General features: G+C 44.1%; 17 protein-coding genes. 3 read left to right on the forward strand and 14 right to left on the reverse strand.

Annotated elements, in window-relative coordinates:
• From EOD41_RS14055 to mraZ, 12 genes are all read right to left on the reverse strand, one after another.
• The gene (locus EOD41_RS14055) at positions 1 to 918 is read right to left on the reverse strand and encodes a cell division protein FtsQ/DivIB (protein WP_127705991.1); all 918 of its coding nucleotides are present in this window, start codon (positions 916 to 918) and stop codon (positions 1 to 3) included.
• Entirely contained in the window at positions 908 to 2,266 is a 1,359-nt protein-coding gene (gene murC / locus EOD41_RS14060) for a UDP-N-acetylmuramate--L-alanine ligase (RefSeq protein ID WP_127705993.1), read from the reverse strand. The genes EOD41_RS14055 and murC overlap by 11 nt, the downstream gene beginning before the upstream one ends.
• Before the next feature lie 44 nt (positions 2,267 to 2,310).
• Positions 2,311 to 3,414 carry an undecaprenyldiphospho-muramoylpentapeptide beta-N-acetylglucosaminyltransferase gene (murG, locus tag EOD41_RS14065; RefSeq protein WP_127705995.1) on the reverse strand — a complete coding sequence of 368 codons (1,104 nt, stop codon included), beginning with the start codon at positions 3,412 to 3,414 and terminating at the stop codon, positions 2,311 to 2,313.
• Between the two features lie 90 nt (positions 3,415 to 3,504).
• Entirely contained in the window at positions 3,505 to 4,662 is a 1,158-nt protein-coding gene (locus tag EOD41_RS14070; RefSeq protein ID WP_127705997.1) for an FtsW/RodA/SpoVE family cell cycle protein, read from the reverse strand.
• A 79-nt stretch (positions 4,663 to 4,741) separates the two neighbouring features.
• Positions 4,742 to 6,133 (reverse strand): UDP-N-acetylmuramoyl-L-alanine--D-glutamate ligase, encoded by a 1,392-nt coding sequence (gene murD, locus EOD41_RS14075; protein WP_127705999.1) that lies wholly within the window; start codon positions 6,131 to 6,133, stop codon positions 4,742 to 4,744.
• A gap of 95 nt (positions 6,134 to 6,228) precedes the next feature.
• Complete coding sequence (gene mraY, locus EOD41_RS14080) at positions 6,229 to 7,470, reverse strand: phospho-N-acetylmuramoyl-pentapeptide-transferase (RefSeq protein ID WP_127706001.1); 1,242 nt, start codon at positions 7,468 to 7,470, stop codon at positions 6,229 to 6,231.
• A gap of 74 nt (positions 7,471 to 7,544) precedes the next feature.
• Positions 7,545 to 7,886 carry a four helix bundle protein gene (locus EOD41_RS14085; RefSeq protein WP_127706003.1) on the reverse strand — a complete coding sequence of 114 codons (342 nt, stop codon included), beginning with the start codon at positions 7,884 to 7,886 and terminating at the stop codon, positions 7,545 to 7,547.
• Positions 7,887 to 7,945: 59 nt separating this feature from the next.
• On the reverse strand, positions 7,946 to 9,403 hold the full coding sequence (locus EOD41_RS14090) for a UDP-N-acetylmuramoyl-L-alanyl-D-glutamate--2,6-diaminopimelate ligase (protein ID WP_127706005.1): 1,458 nt from the start codon (positions 9,401 to 9,403) through the stop codon (positions 7,946 to 7,948).
• Positions 9,400 to 11,502, reverse strand: coding sequence for a penicillin-binding protein (locus EOD41_RS14095; protein ID WP_127706007.1), 2,103 nt, complete (start codon positions 11,500 to 11,502; stop codon positions 9,400 to 9,402). The genes EOD41_RS14090 and EOD41_RS14095 overlap by 4 nt, the downstream gene beginning before the upstream one ends.
• A complete protein-coding gene (locus EOD41_RS14100; RefSeq protein WP_127706009.1) occupies positions 11,492 to 11,905 on the reverse strand; it encodes an FtsL-like putative cell division protein in 414 nt (137 codons plus the stop codon). Before EOD41_RS14100 ends, EOD41_RS14095 begins: the two co-directional genes overlap by 11 nt.
• Positions 11,902 to 12,804, reverse strand: coding sequence for a 16S rRNA (cytosine(1402)-N(4))-methyltransferase RsmH (gene rsmH, locus EOD41_RS14105; RefSeq protein ID WP_127706011.1), 903 nt, complete (start codon positions 12,802 to 12,804; stop codon positions 11,902 to 11,904). The genes EOD41_RS14100 and rsmH overlap by 4 nt, the downstream gene beginning before the upstream one ends.
• Positions 12,797 to 13,261, reverse strand: coding sequence for a division/cell wall cluster transcriptional repressor MraZ (gene mraZ, locus EOD41_RS14110; RefSeq protein ID WP_127706013.1), 465 nt, complete (start codon positions 13,259 to 13,261; stop codon positions 12,797 to 12,799). Before mraZ ends, rsmH begins: the two co-directional genes overlap by 8 nt.
• Before the next feature lie 218 nt (positions 13,262 to 13,479).
• On the opposite strand from mraZ, the gene fabG reads away from it, so the two are divergent.
• From fabG to EOD41_RS14125, 3 genes are all read left to right on the forward strand, one after another.
• Positions 13,480 to 14,223 (forward strand): 3-oxoacyl-[acyl-carrier-protein] reductase, encoded by a 744-nt coding sequence (gene fabG / locus EOD41_RS14115; RefSeq protein ID WP_127706015.1) that lies wholly within the window; start codon positions 13,480 to 13,482, stop codon positions 14,221 to 14,223.
• A 134-nt stretch (positions 14,224 to 14,357) separates the two neighbouring features.
• Positions 14,358 to 16,445: a vWA domain-containing protein gene (locus EOD41_RS14120; RefSeq protein WP_127706017.1), complete on the forward strand. Its 2,088-nt coding sequence runs from the start codon at positions 14,358 to 14,360 to the stop codon at positions 16,443 to 16,445.
• Positions 16,446 to 16,525: 80 nt separating this feature from the next.
• Entirely contained in the window at positions 16,526 to 16,717 is a 192-nt protein-coding gene (locus EOD41_RS14125) for a hypothetical protein (protein WP_127706019.1), read from the forward strand.
• A gap of 22 nt (positions 16,718 to 16,739) precedes the next feature.
• On the opposite strand, the gene mtgA is transcribed toward EOD41_RS14125, so the two are convergent.
• Positions 16,740 to 17,432, reverse strand: a complete 693-nt coding sequence (gene mtgA / locus EOD41_RS14130) for a monofunctional biosynthetic peptidoglycan transglycosylase (protein WP_127706021.1) — start codon at positions 17,430 to 17,432, stop codon at positions 16,740 to 16,742.
• 121 nt (positions 17,433 to 17,553) lie between these two features.
• Complete coding sequence (rplI, locus tag EOD41_RS14135; protein ID WP_127706023.1) at positions 17,554 to 17,997, reverse strand: 50S ribosomal protein L9; 444 nt, start codon at positions 17,995 to 17,997, stop codon at positions 17,554 to 17,556.
• Positions 17,998 to 18,002: the final 5 nt, after the last annotated feature.

An 18,002-nucleotide genomic window follows, 5' to 3' on the forward strand; every position in this document is an offset into this window, starting at 1 on the left:
TTAATGTTGCTTTATATGAGATGTATCTTGTTTCAATAAGTCTGTTATAGTTGATGAAATTGTTGAATCAATAGTAGCTGCCACGGCCTGTTTCATCGAGTCGGCCTTAACAGTTGTTTTGGTTGTCGTGTTGCTTGGATCGTTCTCGTCTTTGATACCTATCACCTGGTTTGTGTATTTTACACTGATGGCTTTATACTTGTCCCAGCCGGCTTTTGGCAACGCTTGTTTGTAAAAGGCTGCCAGATTTTCAAACTTCACATCTAGCGAATCGGCATTGCCAAGCAATATGCGCTGGTTGCCCACGCGTGGTATCAGTTCTATTTCATGATCTTTATTTACATAGATTTGCGCTACCTGGGCATTCCAAAGTGAATCTTTACGAATGTAATCGGCGGCCGTGTACAATGCGATTGCCATTTTGGTGTGAAGCGTGTCAACACGGTTGGCAAACAGCTCGTCTATATAACCGTTGGCAGCAACCACCCGGGCGGTAAAATTGTTTGACAGCGGCATTTTTAAACCATGCTGATCAACATAAAAATCCTGATCGAACCGGTTGATAACGCGCAGTATAGGCTGACGCTGGCTTATCTCTATTTTGATAAGACCATCCATTTCGGTATAAACCTTAGCAGACTCTACAAATGGGTTAGCTTTTAAGGTATTCTCGAGCTGATGTATGTTGATGTTAGCCAGTTTGCGGCCAACCAATGTGTTACTGCTTACCTGCAGTATATTTTCTACCTCTTCCTGATCAATAAAATACTGGTCGCCCGGAATGTAAACCTTAACACCGGTGCAGGTAGTTTCATTCTTTTTAACCTCGATAAAGCCCATAAGGGTTACCAGTCCGCCCAGGCAAACCACCCAGGCAAAAGCAATAAAAATCCGGCTCCAGACATTTCTACGAGACATTTTCTAATACTTGTTTTAGGGGTTGCACCAGTTGATCGATATCGCCTGCGCCTACCGTTAAAAGTAGCTCAGGTTTTTCATTTTCCACTATTTCAATCGCTTCTTGTTTTCCACATTTGCGTTTATTCCACATTTTCATCTTGCTGAGTATCAATTCGGCATCTACACCTTGTATAGGCAATTCGCGGGCGGGATAAATGTCAAGCATCAGCAATACGTCGCTTATGTCAAGCGCCTCGGCAAAGCCATCTGCAAAATCACGCGTACGCGTGTAAAGGTGCGGCTGGAAAATGGTGGTCAGCTTTTTATCAGGATACAGCTTTTTTACTGACGATATAGCAGCTTTCAGCTCTTCAGGGTGATGCGCGTAATCATCAATAAAAATATGCTGAGGTGTTTTAACAATATACTCAAAGCGGCGTTTCACTCCTCTGAACGATTCTAAAGCGCTTTTTACAGCATCGGCATTAACACCCACACGCAGGCAAACCTCAATGGCAGCCACCGCATTCTCAATATTATGCGTACCGGCTATACCCAGCTTAATATCTTTAATTATTGTTTCGCTGTTGCGGAAGTCAAAATAAAAATCGCCGTTTTCGATACGGATGTTAAAGGCGATGGAATCGGCCTTGTCATATATTGAATAAGTATGCCCTTCAGTTAATGGCAGGCCCTGCTTACGAATTAATGTGCCGCCCGGCTTTATCTGCGAGGCAAACATGGTAAACGACTCCGTTAGCTGACTATGGTCGCCGTAAATATCCAGGTGGTCGGCATCCATTGAAGTGATCACCGCAATATCAGGGTGCAGGGTGAGGAACGAGCGGTCAAACTCGTCGGCCTCAACTACCACAATGTCGTTTTTGCCAAACAATACATTGGTTTGATAATTTGACGATATGCCGCCCAGGAAGGCTGAGCAATCGGTACCCGAATCTTTTAATATATGCGCTATAAGCGACGAGGTAGTTGTTTTACCATGCGTACCGGCTACTGCCAGCGTGTATTTGCTATCGCTGATTATGCCTAATACCTGTGAGCGTTTAAACAGAACAAAACCTTTATTCAGGAAAAAGTTCAGTATCTCCGAATCCTTTGGAATGGCAGGAGTGTATATAATAAGCGTACCATCGCACGGCTCATTAAAACTCATGGGAATGCAGGAGGCCTTGTCTTCAAACGTTATTTGTATGCCTTCGTTATGCAGACTGTCGGTAAGGTCGGTAGGGGTTTTATCGTAACCACACACAATACACCCTAACTGACAGAAATAGCGGGCCAGGCCGCTCATGCCTATGCCGCCTATGCCTATCAGGTAAACGCGTTGTATGTTGTTTAGTTCCATTCGTCTTTTCAAAAAAGGCTCCCGCCAACCGGCGGGAAGCCTACTTAATTGTTAATTGTTATTTGGATAACTTCTTTTGCAATTACCTCATCAGCATCGGGCATAGCCAGTTTGCCAATGTTGGTGCTCAATGTTTTCTGTTTTTCCTTATCGTTTAATAACTCTATTGCTCTATCAACCAGTTTTGCTTCAGCATCACGGTCGGCTACCAGTTTAGCCGCGTTTTCCTGCACCAATGCCAGGGCGTTTTTGGTTTGATGGTCTTCAGCCACATTTGGCGAAGGCACCAGTATCACCGGTTTTTTTACTACGCACAGTTCGGCAATAGTACCCGCACCCGCGCGCGAAATGATGATATCCGCGGCAGCATAAGCCAGATCCATGCGGTTCAAAAACTCACGTATGGCAATGTTTGAATGATAGTTTTCACCTAACTCACTGATGATGTCTTTATAATAAAATTTACCTGTTTGCCATATTACCTGCACATCGGCATCAATAAACTTTTGCAAGCCGGCTTTAATGCTATGGTTAAGCGTGCGTGCGCCCAGACTTCCGCCGGTTACCAGTACTGTTTTTTTATGCGGAGAAAACTTGAACAGTTCAAGCGCCTGCATGTGTTTGCCGGCAATGCTTACCGAGTCTTTACGAATTGGGTTGCCGGTTTTAATGATCTTATCAGCAGGGAAGAATTTATCCATACCATCAAATGCCACGCATATAGCTTTCGCTTTTTTACCAAGCCATTTGTTGGTAATACCTGCATACGAGTTTTGCTCCTGTATAAGTGTTGGTATGCCCTTTAATGATGCTGCGTACAATAATGGTCCGGATGCATAACCACCTACACCTACTGCCGCATCGGGCTTAAAATCTTTAATGATCTTCAAAGCCGTACGTACACTACCCAATAGCTTCACCGGGAACATCAGGTTTTTGATTATTGAACCACGCTGAATGCCCTGTATGTTCAAGCCTATGATCTTATACCCGGCTGCAGGCACTTTCTCCATTTCCATGCGACCGGTAGCGCCTACAAATAATATCTCGGTATTTGGGTCGAGTTTTTTCAAAGCATTGGCAATAGCAATAGCCGGGAAGATGTGTCCTCCGGTACCGCCGCCGCTTATGATGATCCTTTTACCCATTCTGTTAAATTCTAAACTCTAAATCCTAAATTCTAATGCCTTTTCTGATTCCTTTTTTAATTTCGAAATTGAAAAATTCAAAATCCGAAATCAAGCTACCGCCACTTCCCTTATTTCGCCAACCACAACTTTTTTCGGCTCTTCAATATCTTTACTAACAGATAGTATAATGCCGAAGGCAATGCTTGTAAACAATATTGATGTACCACCCATACTTACAAACGGCAGCGGAATACCGGTTACCGGTCCTAAGCCTACGGCTACCGCCATGTTACCAAATGCCTGTATGGTCAGGCTAAAGCTTAAGCCTGCCGCCAGTAACGCACCAAACGCTTTTGGCGCTTTGGTTACAATTTTTATACACCTGTACAGTAAAAACAGGTAAATGCATACAATTACAAATCCGCCTATCAGGCCGTATTCTTCAATAATTGTAGCGTAAATAAAATCTGAATAGGGGTGGGGCAGGTAATTTCTTTCGGTACTGTTACCCGGGCCTTTACCTAACACGCCACCGGTAGCGATGGCTATTTTAGCGTGATCGCTTTGATATGATTTGTCGGCATCAACTTTTTCAGGGTGCATAAACGCGTTGATACGTGAGATATACGTTGCACGACGAGGGCCTAAAAGCATTACACCTGCAAGCAAAACAGCACCGGCAACACATACTATCGATATTTGCTTTATACTGATACGACCAATAATCAGCAATAAAATGCTTACACCAAACAGCATCAGCGCGGTTGACAAGTTTGCCAGCGCGATAAGTATAAACACCACGCACACCGAACCCATAATTGGAATAAACGAGTTTTTAACGTCTTTAATATTTTCCTGCTTACGCGATAGCGTACGGGCCAGGTAAGTAATCAGCGCCAGCTTAGCTAAGTCGGATGTCTGGAAGGTTAAACCTGTACCCGGTATGGCTATCCAGCGGCTTGCATCGTTCAGGTTGTTGCCAAATAACAGGGTGTACAGCAGCAATGGTATGGTTATAGCCATTAATATTTTTGAAATACCGGCATAATAACGGTAATCCAGCTTGTGCGAAATGTACATGAGCGCAATACCCGCAACAACCATAGCCAGGTGTTTCATCAAAAATGATTCGGCGCCTGTACCATGCTGATAAGCTATAGTTCCTGTTGAGCTGTACACAGCCAGCAGCGAAATAAGCGACAGCACGATAACGATCAGCCATATCCAGCGATCACCTTTGGTGTTGTTAAGTATTGCGTTCAACATACCGATTTAATTGTTGTGTTATTTGCCCTGTTGTTTGTTTTAGACCATGGACCATGGTCTATAGTCCATGGTCGTATTTTTATAACTCTCTTACCGCCTCTTTAAACTGATTGCCTCTGTCTTCGTAATTTTTAAACAGATCAAAACTTGCGCATGCCGGCGATAATAGCACTGTATCACCTTTTTCAGCTAAGTGGAAGGCTATCTGCGCTGCTTCTTGCGCCGAGAAGGTATTCACAATTACATCCACATCATCTTCAAATGCGTCGTGAATACGTTTGTTATCCTTGCCCAAACACACAATAGCCTTTACTTTTTGCTTTACCAGGTCGCGCAGCATACCATAATCGTTGCCTTTATCAACACCGCCTAATATCAGCACCACATCCGTCGTCATGCTTTCAAGCGCATACCAGGTTGAGTTTACATTGGTTGCCTTCGAGTCGTTTATAAAACTGATGCCTGAAATTTTGGCAACAAACTCAAGCCGGTGCTCAATGTTCTTAAAGTTGCCCATACTCTCCCTGATACTGTCGTTACGTAGTTCAAGCACTTTGGCCACGATACCCGAAGCCATTGAGTTATAGATGTTGTGCTTGCCTTGCAGAGCCAGTTCTTTAATTGACATTGTGAAATTCCCCTTGTGTGTGTTGATGACAATATTGTCGCTGTCGAGGTATGCCCCCGGCGTAAGTTTCTTCTCTATAGTAAAGGGCAGTTGCTGCGACTGTATGTCAAGGCCCTGCATTCCCTTTATTGTTTCGGCATCATCGGCGCAGTAGATAAAAATATCCTGCGCTGTTTGATTTTGTGTTATGCGGAATTTTGATGCCGCATAGTTCTCCAGTTTATAATCATAACGGTCCAGGTGATCGGGCGTAATGTTTAGCAGCACGCCTACGTCTGCCTTAAACTTGTACATATCATCAAGCATAAAGCTGCTTAACTCAAGCACATAATGATCAAACTTTTCAGTTGCCACCTGATAAGCAAAGCTGTTGCCTATATTACCCGCTAACCCTACGTTTAATCCCGCGTTTTTCAGGATGTGGTAAGTTAAGGTCGTCGTAGTTGTTTTACCGTTCGAGCCGGTGATGCATATCATTTTCGCATCAGTGTAGCGGCCGGCAAATTCAATCTCAGATATTACCGGAATACCTTTTTCTTTCAGCTTTTTGATGATCGGCGCCTTATCAGGTATCCCCGGACTTTTGATCACTTCAACCGCATTCAATATCTCCGCCTCAGTATGCTGATTTTCCTCGAAGCGTATATCCCACTGTTGTAATTGCTGCTTGTATTTATCGGTAATAGCGCCAAAGTCTGACACGAAAACATCATACCCTTTTTGCAGAGCAAGGTATGCCGCACCCACGCCGCTTTCGCCCGCGCCAAGGATGGCTAACCTCACCACGCCTCCCTCCAAAGAAGAGGGAGATTGAGTAGATGATATGTTAGTGTTCTCGTTCATTGTTCTTTTTTGTGATTTCACTGATTTTAATAGTGATTTCACCGATTAATTCTTCATTTTCTACGGACTCTATATACTATCGTCCATGGACTATCTTATCTCAACTTCAATGTTATCACAGCCACTATCGCCAGCATTATACAGATGATCCAGAAGCGGGTTACAATTTTCGCCTCGTGATAACCCTTCTTTTGATAATGGTGGTGCAGTGGCGCCATCAGGAAAACCCTGCGGCCTTCACCAAATTTCTTTTTTGTGTACTTGAACCATGATACCTGCATAATCACCGAGATATTCTCGACGATGAATATGCCGCACAGTATAGGCAGCATCAGTTCTTTACGTATCATAATGGCGAACACCGCTATGATACCGCCTATAGCCAAGCTACCTGTATCGCCCATAAATACCTGCGCCGGGTACGAGTTGTACCACAAAAAGCCTACACATGCACCAACAAACGCCCCTGCAAATACTACCAGTTCGCCCGAGTTGGGTATGTACATAATGTTCAGATAATCGGCAGTAATTACGTTACCCGAAACGTATGCCAGGATAGCCAGTGTGATACCTATAATAGCCGATGTACCGGTGGCCAGCCCGTCGATACCGTCGGTTATATTGGCTCCGTTTGATATACCCGTAATAATGATGATTACAAAAAGCAGGAATACTACCAATGCGTATTGCTCGTATCCTTCACCTGTGAACTTAAGCACCTTGCTATAATCAAACTCATTGTTTTTATAGAAGGGCAGAGTTGTAATGGTCGACTTGATATCCTGTGTGTAAACCGGCTTATTATCACGCATATGAAAATCAACAGGTGCATCATACACCACCGGTGGCTTTACTTCCTGGCGGATGATAATGTCATCATTGAAATACATCGTCCAACCAATAATCAACGCCAAACCTACCTGGCCGGTTATTTTAAACTTGCCTGCAAGACCTTCCTTATTCTTTTTGAATACCTTAATATAATCATCCAGGAAGCCAATAGCTCCAAGCCATATGGTAGTAACCAGCATCAGAATGATGTATATATTTTCCAGCCGTGCAAACAGCAGGGTAGGGACAAGTATACCGGCAATGATAATGATACCACCCATAGTTGGCGTACCTGATTTTGCCATTTGACCTTCCAAACCCAGGTTGCGCACGGTTTCACCTACCTGTTTGTAACGCAGGTAGTCGATAAGACGGCGGCCATATACCGTAGTAATTATCAACGATACAATAACCGACATAGCCGTACGGAACGTGATGTATTGAAACACACCTGCGCCCGGTATGTGGTAATGCTCGTTTAGATATTGAAATAGGTAGTATAACATCCTAATTTAGTTGTACATTTTAATGTGCAGATATGCTGATATGCAGATGTGCGAATTAAAAATGATTATTCTATTTATTTCGTTGATGCAATTATTTTACCCAACACTCTTATTATCGATTGTATGTTTTCAAGTAAGCCTTCTTCATACGGATAATTTTTTGCCTGTTTGCAAAGCTTTAACCAATATTCAGTCTCTTCAGCCTCTTTATATGCTATTTTACATTTATGTCTAAAGTCATCCTTGCTCTCTGCTCCTTGTGCTTCACTTACATTTGCTCCTACCAATGTGCCGCTTTTGAATAGTTGGTTAGCCATATTGAATTTCCTTTTGCTTTCCAGTAATTCAGTATAATCAATTATTTTCAAAGCAAAATCAAATGTCAAGTCGACTATCAAATTCGGTGTGGTACTCATATCATCAAATCAATTCTTTCATTTTTCTATAATCTGCACATCGGCATATCCGCACATCCTCACATCTGCCCGAATTGTGCAAGCAATTCTTCCATATCATCAAAATGGTTTCTTACACCATTTATCTCCTGGTATTTTTCGTGGCCTTTTCCTGCAAGCAGGATAACATCCCCGGGCTGTGCCAAATGACAAGCCGTTTTTATAGCTTCTCTGCGATCTGTTATAGCCAGTACATTGCGTTTAAAGGCAGGGTCGACACCCTCTTTCATGTCCTCGATGATCTGCGCCGGGTCTTCACTTCGCGGATTATCTGATGTAAGGATCACCTTATCGCTCCACTCGCAGGCAACTTTTGCCATAATGGGGCGTTTGGTTTTATCCCTGTCACCGCCGCAGCCTAACACGGTTATTACTTTTTCGCTGCCTTTGCGAATGCCATGAATGGTGCTTAGTACATTCTGTACAGCATCCGGTGTATGCGCATAATCAACTATGCCGATCACTTTGTTAGGTGCCACTACATAATCAAACCTTCCTACCGCGCCCGAAAGCTTGCTAAGGCTGGTAAGTACCTTTGATTTATCCTGATCGAGCAGCATGGCTGTAGCGTAAACAGCCAGCAAATTGTAGGCGTTAAAAGTGCCCACCATCCTGAACCATACTTCTTCACTATCAATGTTCAGTAACAAACCGTCGAACTGGCTTTCCAGGATCTTGGCACGATAGTCGGCCATGCTTTTCAAAGCATAGCTTTTGCGATGTGCTTTGGTATTCTGCAGCATAAAGTTGCCGTTCTTATCGTCGGCATTGGTGAGCGCAAAGCCGTTTTTAGGTAAGCCGTCAAAAAATGCCTTTTTTGCATCACGGTAGCTATCAAACGTTTTATGATAGTCTAAATGATCGTGCGTTAAGTTGGTAAATATGCCGCCTGCAAACTTCAGCCGTTCTATACGGCGCTGAGCTACCGCGTGTGAGCTTACTTCCATAAAGCAATAATCACAGCCCTGTACTACCATGTCGTTCAGCAAGCTGTTTAGCGCTACCGGATCAGGCGTGGTATGGGTTGATGGTATTACTTTATCGTTTATCTGATTCTCGACAGTTGAAAGCAATCCGCATTTATAACCCAAATCACGAAACAACTGATATAATAATGTTGCAATAGTAGTTTTACCGTTTGTGCCGGTTACGCCAACCAGCTTCAACTTATCTGAAGGGTTATCATAAAAGTTAGCGGCAACAATACCTAATGCCACTGCCGAATCAGCCACCATCAGGAAATCAACCTCACCGGTAACGTGTGCGGGCAGTTCTTCACAGATAACCGCAATAGCGCCTTGTTTTACTGCCTGTTCAATATAGTCGTGCCCGTCAACCACCGTACCGCTTACGGCAACAAACAGCGAACCCGGCACCACCTTGCGCGAATCAAACACCACCGCCGTAATCTCTACATCGGCGCTTCCCTGCAGCTCAGTAAATGCAAGGCCTTCAACTATATCACTCAGGTATCTCATTGCAGTTCGAGTATAATTTTTGCTCCTTTTGGTATGATGCTGCCACCGGTAACCGACTGTTTTTTAACCATGCCGGTTCCGCGTGCCATTACTTTATATCCTGCATTGCCCATTACATAAAGGGCGTCGCTCAGGCTCATGCCGGTTACATTTGGCACCGCGCCTTTTTTAAATTTTGTTTCCTGAAAGGCGATACCACTGCTGGTATCAATGCCGTTATCAGCACCTGATGCCGAGGCATAAAGCGGTTTTAAACCAAGTTTGGCATACACATATTTCAATGCTTTCATGTTGCCTTGTTTAACCTCAGGCATAGTAGTATTGCCTACCAGATGCGTTGGCGGGGTTTGATTGATGCCCATGTCAGCCGAATAAACCTTATCGGCAATTTCCCTGAATACCGGGCCTGCCACCTGTGCGCCGTAATAACCATTCTTAGGGTCGTTAATTACCACGATTAGTGAGTATTTAGGCTTATTGGCCGGAAAATATCCACAAAACGATGCCTGATATTGTTTTTTTGCTTTATAACCACGGTTTGCATCGGCCACTTGTGCTGTACCTGTTTTACCTGCTATAGGATATAAAGGGTTATAAATAATGCCTTTACCTGTACCTTCGCTCACAACACCTTCCAGCATTTCCTGCATTTTTTTCAGGGTTACGTCCGAGCAAATTTTTGGATTGATAACCCGGCAGTTAAAACGCTCGACAGTATTACCCAGCCTGCGAATCTCCCTTACAAAAATCGGCGACACATATTTACCATTGTTCGCTATAGCGTTGTAAAACGACAGCATTTTCAACGGCGTAAGCTGCATTTCATAGCCATATGCCATTTGCGGCAGCGTCATATTTTTGTTCCAGCTGCGGTTTTTAGGGTTTTTTACCACCGGTTGGGCCTCACCCGGAATTTGCAGGCCAAGTTTCTCATTCAAGTGCCAGTCGTACAAATGATCGGTAAACTGTGACTGGTTATCATGATAAGCGGTATTCACCAGGTAAGCCACCGCCGCGTTTGACGATTCTTCAAATGCCCTTTTTACCGTAACCCGACCAATGCTACCGTGCGAATCTTTAATAATGTGTCCTTTAATAGGATAATTACCAGTATTCACCATAGTATTGGTGTCGACCTTATGGTCTTCAAGCAATGCCATGTACGAGGCTACCTTAAACGTAGAACCCGGATCCTGGTTGCCTGCTATGGCATAATTAAACTTCTCCTTGTAAACGCCTTCTTCAATCTTTGTAAAGTTGGCAACCGCACGCACTTCGCCGGTGGCAACTTCCATCAGGATTACTGCACCGTGGTCGGCATTGCTTTTTATCAGTTGTTTTTCAAGCGCGCTTTGTGCAACATCCTGAAAGTTAACATCAATAGTTGAAATAATATCAGCGCCTTCTTTTGGGGCGATGTCATATTCATCAGCATTAACCGGCATCCAGGTACCGCCCGCAATACGGTGCATCAGCCTGCGGCCTTTTTCGCCGTTGATATAATTAGCATAAGCGCCTTCCAAACCTACCGGGTTTTTTACGTTATCGTTTTTATAGCCGATGGTACGTGCCGCCAGAGTTTGAAAGGGCATAATGCGCTTGTTTTTTTGCACGGCTATAAGTCCGCCATGGTATCTGCCTAAATTGAAAATAGGGAACTGGCGTACTTTTTTTAGTTGCTGATAGGTAACCTTACGCTTTAATAAATAATAGCGTGCTTTTTCTTTACGTGCTTCGCGAAGCAGGCGTGAATACTGTCTTTTTGATTTATCGCCAAAAAACGCCGACATTTTTTCTGCCAGCGAATCAACTTTTCCGTAAAATACCTCGTCGTCTTCAATAGCGCCGGCAAGCATATCCATACGCAGCTCATATTCGGGTACCGATGTAGCCAGCAGGCTGCCGTCAACCGAAAATATATTTCCACGCCCCGCCTCAACATCCACATAACGAACGGAAAGACTGTCGGACATAGAACGCCATTTTTTTCCTTGTACAAACTGCACATTACATAGCTGTACAATAACAGCTAATGCGAACAACAGGATCAACCCGAAAGCAAGGTAGACCCTTAGCAGAATATTGGTTCTAATTCCCATCTGGCGCCTCCTTTATAGTTATTTTTTGCGGTGGTTCAACCGGGGCGTGTATGCCCAGGGTGTCAGTACGTTTTACAATTTCAGTTAGCGTGCTTTTATAAGCCAGCTCGGCCTTTGCCGATTTATAGTCCCAGGTTAATTCCTTAACCTCTTTGTTTAATTTATCAATGTCGCGCATGGTTTTGGTAGCCAGGTGTCCGTTGGCTATGTAGATCATGCATAATAAAGCTACATAAAGCACAAAAGGGAGTGCGTTTGCCGCCTCTTCAGATGTTACGAAGCCCTTGCTTAAAAACTGCGTTAAAAAGTTGTCGGGAATCTCCTTTTGCTTAGGCATTTCCTCAACTATCAGCTGTTTTTCAGCTTCTTCCTCCTGAATTTCTGTACGTAAACGATTCGTCATTTTTTTACAGCTATTCTAAGTTTCGCGCTGCGCGCCCTGTTGTTATTTTTTATCTCTTCTTCTGAAGCGGTGATAGCGCCACGGCTAACTGCGTCAAAAGGTTTTTGATCATTTCCGAAAAAATCTTTCTCCACCTCGCCGCTGAATTTGCCTTTGGCGATGAAGTTCTTTACCAGCCTGTCTTCCAACGAGTGGTACGACATTACTACCAGCCTGCCGCCAGATGCCAGTACATCTGCTGATTGCTCAAGAAAATCCTTTAAAGCCTCAAGCTCCTGGTTTACCTCGATACGCAGCGCTTGGAAAACCTGCGCCAGATATTTGTTTTCTTTCCCTCGTGGAATAAGGTTACTGATGGCATTCTTCAGGTCGGAGATGGTATTCAGCGGTGCGTTAAGCCTTGCGGTAACAATGGTTTTTGCCAGCGATTTCGCATTTTGTATCTCGCCATAAATACCGAATATCCTGTGCAGGCTTGCTTCGTCGTACGTATTTACTACCTGTTTTGCGGTAAGCTCGCTTGCCTGGTTCATGCGCATATCCAGTGCGGCATCAAAGCGAATAGAAAAACCACGCTCGGCCTGATCGAACTGGTATGATGATACCCCCAGATCAGCCAGAATGCCGTCAACCGGAACCGCGCCATGCAGACGGCAAAAGTTCTTCAGGTAACGAAAGTTCTGATCGATGAAAGTAAAACGGTCATCATCAGGTATATTTTGCTGGGCATCGGCATCCTGGTCGAAAGCCAGCAGCTGCCCGTCAGGACCTAAATTTTTCAGTATCTCACGTGAATGACCGCCGCCTCCAAAAGTTACATCAACATAAGTGCCGGAAGGCTGTATGTTCAACCCCTCGATACATTCGTGCAGCATAACAGGAGTATGGTAATTACTCATTTCCCCTCCTTCCTGCGCTGCCCATAACCTGCTCGGCCATTTCGGCAAAATTGTCGGGCATGCTATTCATTAATGTATCGTAAGCGCCCGGCTCCCAAACTTCAATTTTGTTCAGTTGACACGATAAAATAACCTCGCCTTTAATGCCGGCATAGTCAAGCAACGCTTTTGGCAGCAGGGTACGGCCAACCGAATCTACCGAGATACTCATCGCGCCACGAATAAAAAACCGCAGGAAATCGCGGTTTATCTTGTCGTATTGATTAAGTTTGTTCAGCTCATTTACTGTGTTTTCCCACTCAACTTTAGTGTATATGGTAAGCTGCTTTTCAAAGCCGCGCAAAATTACAAGCCCCTCGGTTTCAACACCGGGCAACTGCCGTTTAAGGTCCGCAGGGATCATCATGCGACCTTTGGCATCCAGCTTGCAATCATATTCACCAATGAGGAAAGACATCTACAGTATAAGGGCAACTTTTGTAACGTAAAAGTAAATTACTTCTTCCACTTTTTACCACTTTTTCCCACCAAAAGTTATTAACATTTTTTGGATGGTAATGTTTTGGCCTGTTTTGAAGCAGAACGCCCTGATTTTTAGCGCTTAAAAAATGCGGGTATTTTGAAATCCATCTTAATTGCTACCTTCGCTGTTCGTATAAAACAACTCATGCAACCATGAAATTATTAGAAGGGAAAACCGCGCTTGTAACCGGCGCATCAAAAGGAATAGGCCGTAAAATAGCGGAGAAATTTGCCGAGCACGGTGCTAATGTAGCATTTACCTATTTATCATCGGTAGAGAAAGGCCAGGCGCTTGAGCAGGAGCTGCAAAGCTTTGGCACACAGGTAAAAGGCTACCGCAGCGACGCTTCGAAATTTGATGAAGCGGATAAACTGATAACTGATATCGTCGCTGATTTCGGTACTTTGGATATTGTGGTGAACAACGCCGGGATTACTAAAGACGGACTATTAATGCGCATGACTGAAGAGCAGTGGGACGAGGTGCTTGACGTTAACCTGAAATCGATATTCAACGTTACCAAAGCAGCATCAAAAATTATGATGAAAAACCGTAAAGGTGTGTTCATTAACATGAGTTCGGTAGTAGGTGTACAAGGCAACGCCGGACAGTCGAACTATGCTGCTTCAAAAGCGGGTATCATCGGTTTTTCAAAATCGGTTGCTAAGGAATTGGGCTCACGTAACATACGTACCAACGTGGTAGCGCCGGGCTTTATCCGCACTGAAATGACCGACGTGCTCGACCCGAAAGTGGTTGAAGGATGGGCGGCAGCTATCCCGCTTAAACGTGCCGGCGAGGTGGAAGACGTAGCTAACGCCTGTGTTTTTTTAGCTTCAGACATGGCGGCTTATATTACCGGGCAGGTTATTCCGGTTGATGGGGGGATGTTGTAATGGGAGAACCATGGGTCATTCCGAACTTGATTCGGGATCTCTCAGGGCATGAAATTACTTAGCAGGTGAGATGCCGAAACAAGTTCGGCATGACAGTTTGTTAAATAAAAACAGCATATTTGGGCTAACCGGATATGCTGTTTTTATTTTCAATAACATGGGGAAGTGTTTCGGGCTGGTGGCTGCCGGTTTGTGTACTGGCGGGCTTGCTGTATGCCTGGCTGATGTACCGTCAACCTGTAAATATTGAAAAGCATTTGCGGTATACATTATTCGTGCTGCGTGCGGTTGTGGTTTTTATTTTAGGATTACTGCTGATTTCGCCGCTGGTGAAATCGGTAAACTATAAACCCGAAAAACCGCTGGTGCTGGTGTTACAAGATAATTCTGAAAGCGTAGCCCCGGCCCTTTCCAAAGCAGAGGGAGTGAAAGTGCTTGATGAGATGCAAAAAATAAAATCTCAGCTTGGAGACGATTATGAAGTACATGAATTTAGCTTTGATAATTCCCTGCACAACGGCCTTGCCAAAGCCTTTAACGGCAAGCAAACAGATATTTCATCAGCATTAAAGCAACTTAACGACCGGTTTGTAAATCGGAATATTGGCGCTGTAGTGTTAGCTACCGATGGAATTTATAACCGCGGCGCTGACCCACAATATGAAGCCAAAAATATAAAAGCCAATATCTACACCATAGCCCTTGGCGATACCACACCTAAAAGAGATTTGCTGATTGGCAATATCAGCTATAATAAAACCGCCTTTACCGGTAACGATTTTATGGTGGAGGTACTAACCGAAGCCTATCAAAGCAATAGCGAACAGTTGAGGCTAACGGTTAGTGAGAGCGGGTCAACACTCTTTAGTCAAACGGTTGGCATTACGGGAAACGATTTCAGGAAGGTTATACCGGTTAAGCTTTCCGCAGGTAAAAAGGGACTCCATAAATTCAGGGTAAGCATATCGCCGGTAAAGAACGAATTATCGGTGCAAAACAATACTGAAGATATCTATATAGATGTGCTTGACGCCCGGCAAAAAGTGCTGCTGCTGTACCAGACTGTGCATCCCGATATAGCAGTGATGCGTAATGCCATTGAAAGTAACCGCAATTATGAGGTAAAGGTAAGTTCGGTTACCGATTTGTCTACACTAAAATTACCCGATTATAACCTTATTGTATTATTCCAGCTATCAGAAAACGCGTTTGGTTCACTTAAAAGTTTTATTCATAAAAGCGGCGTGCCGGTATGGTATACTATTGGGGCGCAAAGTAATGTGCAGGCGATTAATAATATCCAGGGCAATGTTCAAATAAGCGCGGGTGATGCGCAGATGCAAGAAGTGTTCGCTCAACCTGACAATGCTTTTTCGGCATTTACCTTGACTGATTCCACACGGCAAAAGCTAACCCGTATGCCGCCGCTGCTGGCGCCGTTTGGTAGTTACACGGTATCAGCAAATACATCAGCTTTGCTGAAACAGCGTATTGGCAATGTAAACACCACTTACCCGTTGCTGGCATTCAGCAATGCAAATGGAAAGCGTTCGGCAACGCTAACGGGCGAGGGTTTATGGCGATGGAAACTTGCCGAGTACAGTACTTATGGCAACCATAACGCTATTGAAGAACTCTTTAGTCAGAGCGTACAATATTTAACAGCCAACGCCAACCGGCAGCAGTTTAGAGTGTATCCTGCAAAAACTGTATTTGATGAAGGTGAGAATATTTTGCTAAACGCCGAGCTATATAACGATGCCCTTGAACTGGTAAACACGCCTGATGTAAAGATTGATATCAAAAGCCAGCAGGGCAAAAGCTATAACTTTCTATTCACCCGTAAGGCTCAAAGTTATAGTCTTGATGCCGGGGCGCTGCCATCAGGAGACTACACTTACAGCGCAAGTGCAAAGCTGGGCGCAAGGCTATTCAACGCCGCCGGCAGGTTCACTGTAAAGCAGCTTAATCTTGAAGTGCGGCAAAGTACCGCGAATCACAGGCTGCTTAATACCATTGCCAAGCAAAGCGGCGGTGTTATGTTGCAACCATCGCAGGTTAATCAACTGGCTGATATCATCCGCAAAAATGAAAACATCAAAACTGTGGTTTATGAAGATAAACGATATAGTGACCTGGTGGACGTAAAATGGGTGTTTGTTTTGGTGCTTGTTTTGTTAAGTACTGAATGGTTTTTGCGGAAGAGGGAAGGAGAGGTGTAGGTGATTCGGAATTCGGAAGTGTCGATTTAGAAAGAAGATGTCATTGCGAGCGTAGCATTCTCATATTTCAGTACTTCGTTATGAGTGGAAGGGCGCTTTATCAACGCCAGTGGATGTCACTTTTTTTTGACAGCCAAAAAGTAACCAAAGAAAAACTGCCGGCTGCACCCAGGCCTTTTAAAGTTGTGCTGTGGCTTCCCCTGTACTACCCGGCCATGCTGATGCCGGAACTATTGGTTATTTGTGGTTCTTCAAACTCTTTTTTGCTCTAATGACTAATGACCAGTGACCAAATCAAAAATCCAGCGGCCCCAATCTTCGCATATTTTGCCTTATCAAATATTGCCTGTGGCGAACATACCTGCTCGGCTTTGTAGCGCTCCAGTGTAACGGACTTGGAAATATGGAAGCAATAGCGGCCGCCTGGCGGCGGGTAAGGTTTGCGGCCGATTTATGATAGTAAGCTTGTGCTGCTGCTTCGGCACCATAAATACCATCTCCCATTTCAATTACATTGAGGTAAACTTCCATAATGCGCTTCTTGCTCCAAAGCAGTTCTATCCACATGGTAAACCATGCTTCCAGACCTTTGCGCACAAATGAGCGCCCTTCCCACAAAAAAACGTTTTTAGCGGTTTGCTGACTGATGGTACTGCCGCCTATAAGCTTGCGGCTATGCATGTTCTTTTTTATGGCGCGCTCAATTGCCTTAAAGTCGAACCCGTGATGTTCCATAAAGCGCTGGTCTTCAGCGGCAACGGCGGCGCGCTTCATGTTGTCTGAAATTTCTTCAAAGTCTTTCCAGTCTTTATCAATTTTCCAGTCTTTATCATCGGCCTTGCGCTCAAAGCCCCGGCTGATCATAAGCCAGGTAACCGGCGGGTTAACAAAGCGATACAGCAATACGCCAAAAATGCTGGCTGCTACAAAAAATATAAGCGCCAGTTTAACAAATCGCCAAACCAGCTTAAAAATGCTTTTGATCATATGGCATAAAAAAGGTGTTTGGATATCCAAACACCTTTTAAAATTCTAATATCTAAATTCTAAATCAATTGGTAATTACCAATTGAAAAATAAATTCGAAATCGAAAATCCGAAATAGGGATTACTCCGCTACTACTTCAAACGGAACCTTAACTTTAACCTCTTTGTGCAGGTTAATGTTAGCGGTGTATTCGCCAATTACTTTTGGCTCCTGATCGAAAGTGATACGACGACGGTCAACTTCAAAACCTTCTTTTTTCAGTGCATCAGCAATTTGAATAGTGTTGATAGCACCGAAGATTTTGCCTGTTTCACCAGCCTTTGCGCCAATGGTAAGTTTTACACCTTCCAGTTTAGCGGCAATAGCGTCAGCATCTTTACGGATTTTTTCTTGTTTAAACTGAGCCTGTTTCAGGTTCTCAGCCAACACCTTGCGTGCCGATTCGGTAGCCAGAATAGCATAACCTTTCGGGATAAGGTAGTTACGGCCATAACCCGGCTTAACGTTTACTACGTCGTCTTTATCGCCCAGGTTTTTTACGTCTTGTTTTAAAATAACTTCCATTTTGT

The organism is Mucilaginibacter limnophilus, from assembly GCF_004005815.1.
Taxonomy (GTDB): Bacteria; Bacteroidota; Bacteroidia; order Sphingobacteriales; family Sphingobacteriaceae; genus Mucilaginibacter; species Mucilaginibacter limnophilus.

Excerpts from the sequence above, each read along its gene's own strand:
- EOD41_RS14055 (WP_127705991.1), bottom strand. The coding sequence starts at position 918 with ATGTCTCGTAGAAATGTCTGGAGCCGGATTTTTATTGCTTTTGCCTGG.
- murC (WP_127705993.1), bottom strand. The coding sequence starts at position 2,266 with ATGGAACTAAACAACATACAACGCGTTTACCTGATAGGCATAGGCGGC.
- murG (WP_127705995.1), bottom strand. The coding sequence starts at position 3,414 with ATGGGTAAAAGGATCATCATAAGCGGCGGCGGTACCGGAGGACACATC.
- EOD41_RS14070 (WP_127705997.1), bottom strand. The coding sequence starts at position 4,662 with ATGTTGAACGCAATACTTAACAACACCAAAGGTGATCGCTGGATATGG.
- murD (WP_127705999.1), bottom strand. The coding sequence starts at position 6,133 with ATGAACGAGAACACTAACATATCATCTACTCAATCTCCCTCTTCTTTG.
- mraY (WP_127706001.1), bottom strand. The coding sequence starts at position 7,470 with ATGTTATACTACCTATTTCAATATCTAAACGAGCATTACCACATACCG.
- EOD41_RS14085 (WP_127706003.1), bottom strand. The coding sequence starts at position 7,886 with ATGAGTACCACACCGAATTTGATAGTCGACTTGACATTTGATTTTGCT.
- EOD41_RS14090 (WP_127706005.1), bottom strand. The coding sequence starts at position 9,403 with ATGAGATACCTGAGTGATATAGTTGAAGGCCTTGCATTTACTGAGCTG.
- EOD41_RS14095 (WP_127706007.1), bottom strand. The coding sequence starts at position 11,502 with ATGGGAATTAGAACCAATATTCTGCTAAGGGTCTACCTTGCTTTCGGG.
- EOD41_RS14100 (WP_127706009.1), bottom strand. The coding sequence starts at position 11,905 with ATGACGAATCGTTTACGTACAGAAATTCAGGAGGAAGAAGCTGAAAAA.
- rsmH (WP_127706011.1), bottom strand. The coding sequence starts at position 12,804 with ATGAGTAATTACCATACTCCTGTTATGCTGCACGAATGTATCGAGGGG.
- mraZ (WP_127706013.1), bottom strand. The coding sequence starts at position 13,261 with ATGTCTTTCCTCATTGGTGAATATGATTGCAAGCTGGATGCCAAAGGT.
- fabG (WP_127706015.1), top strand. The coding sequence starts at position 13,480 with ATGAAATTATTAGAAGGGAAAACCGCGCTTGTAACCGGCGCATCAAAA.
- EOD41_RS14120 (WP_127706017.1), top strand. The coding sequence starts at position 14,358 with ATGCTGTTTTTATTTTCAATAACATGGGGAAGTGTTTCGGGCTGGTGG.
- EOD41_RS14125 (WP_127706019.1), top strand. The coding sequence starts at position 16,526 with ATGAGTGGAAGGGCGCTTTATCAACGCCAGTGGATGTCACTTTTTTTT.
- mtgA (WP_127706021.1), bottom strand. The coding sequence starts at position 17,432 with ATGATCAAAAGCATTTTTAAGCTGGTTTGGCGATTTGTTAAACTGGCG.
- rplI (WP_127706023.1), bottom strand. The coding sequence starts at position 17,997 with ATGGAAGTTATTTTAAAACAAGACGTAAAAAACCTGGGCGATAAAGAC.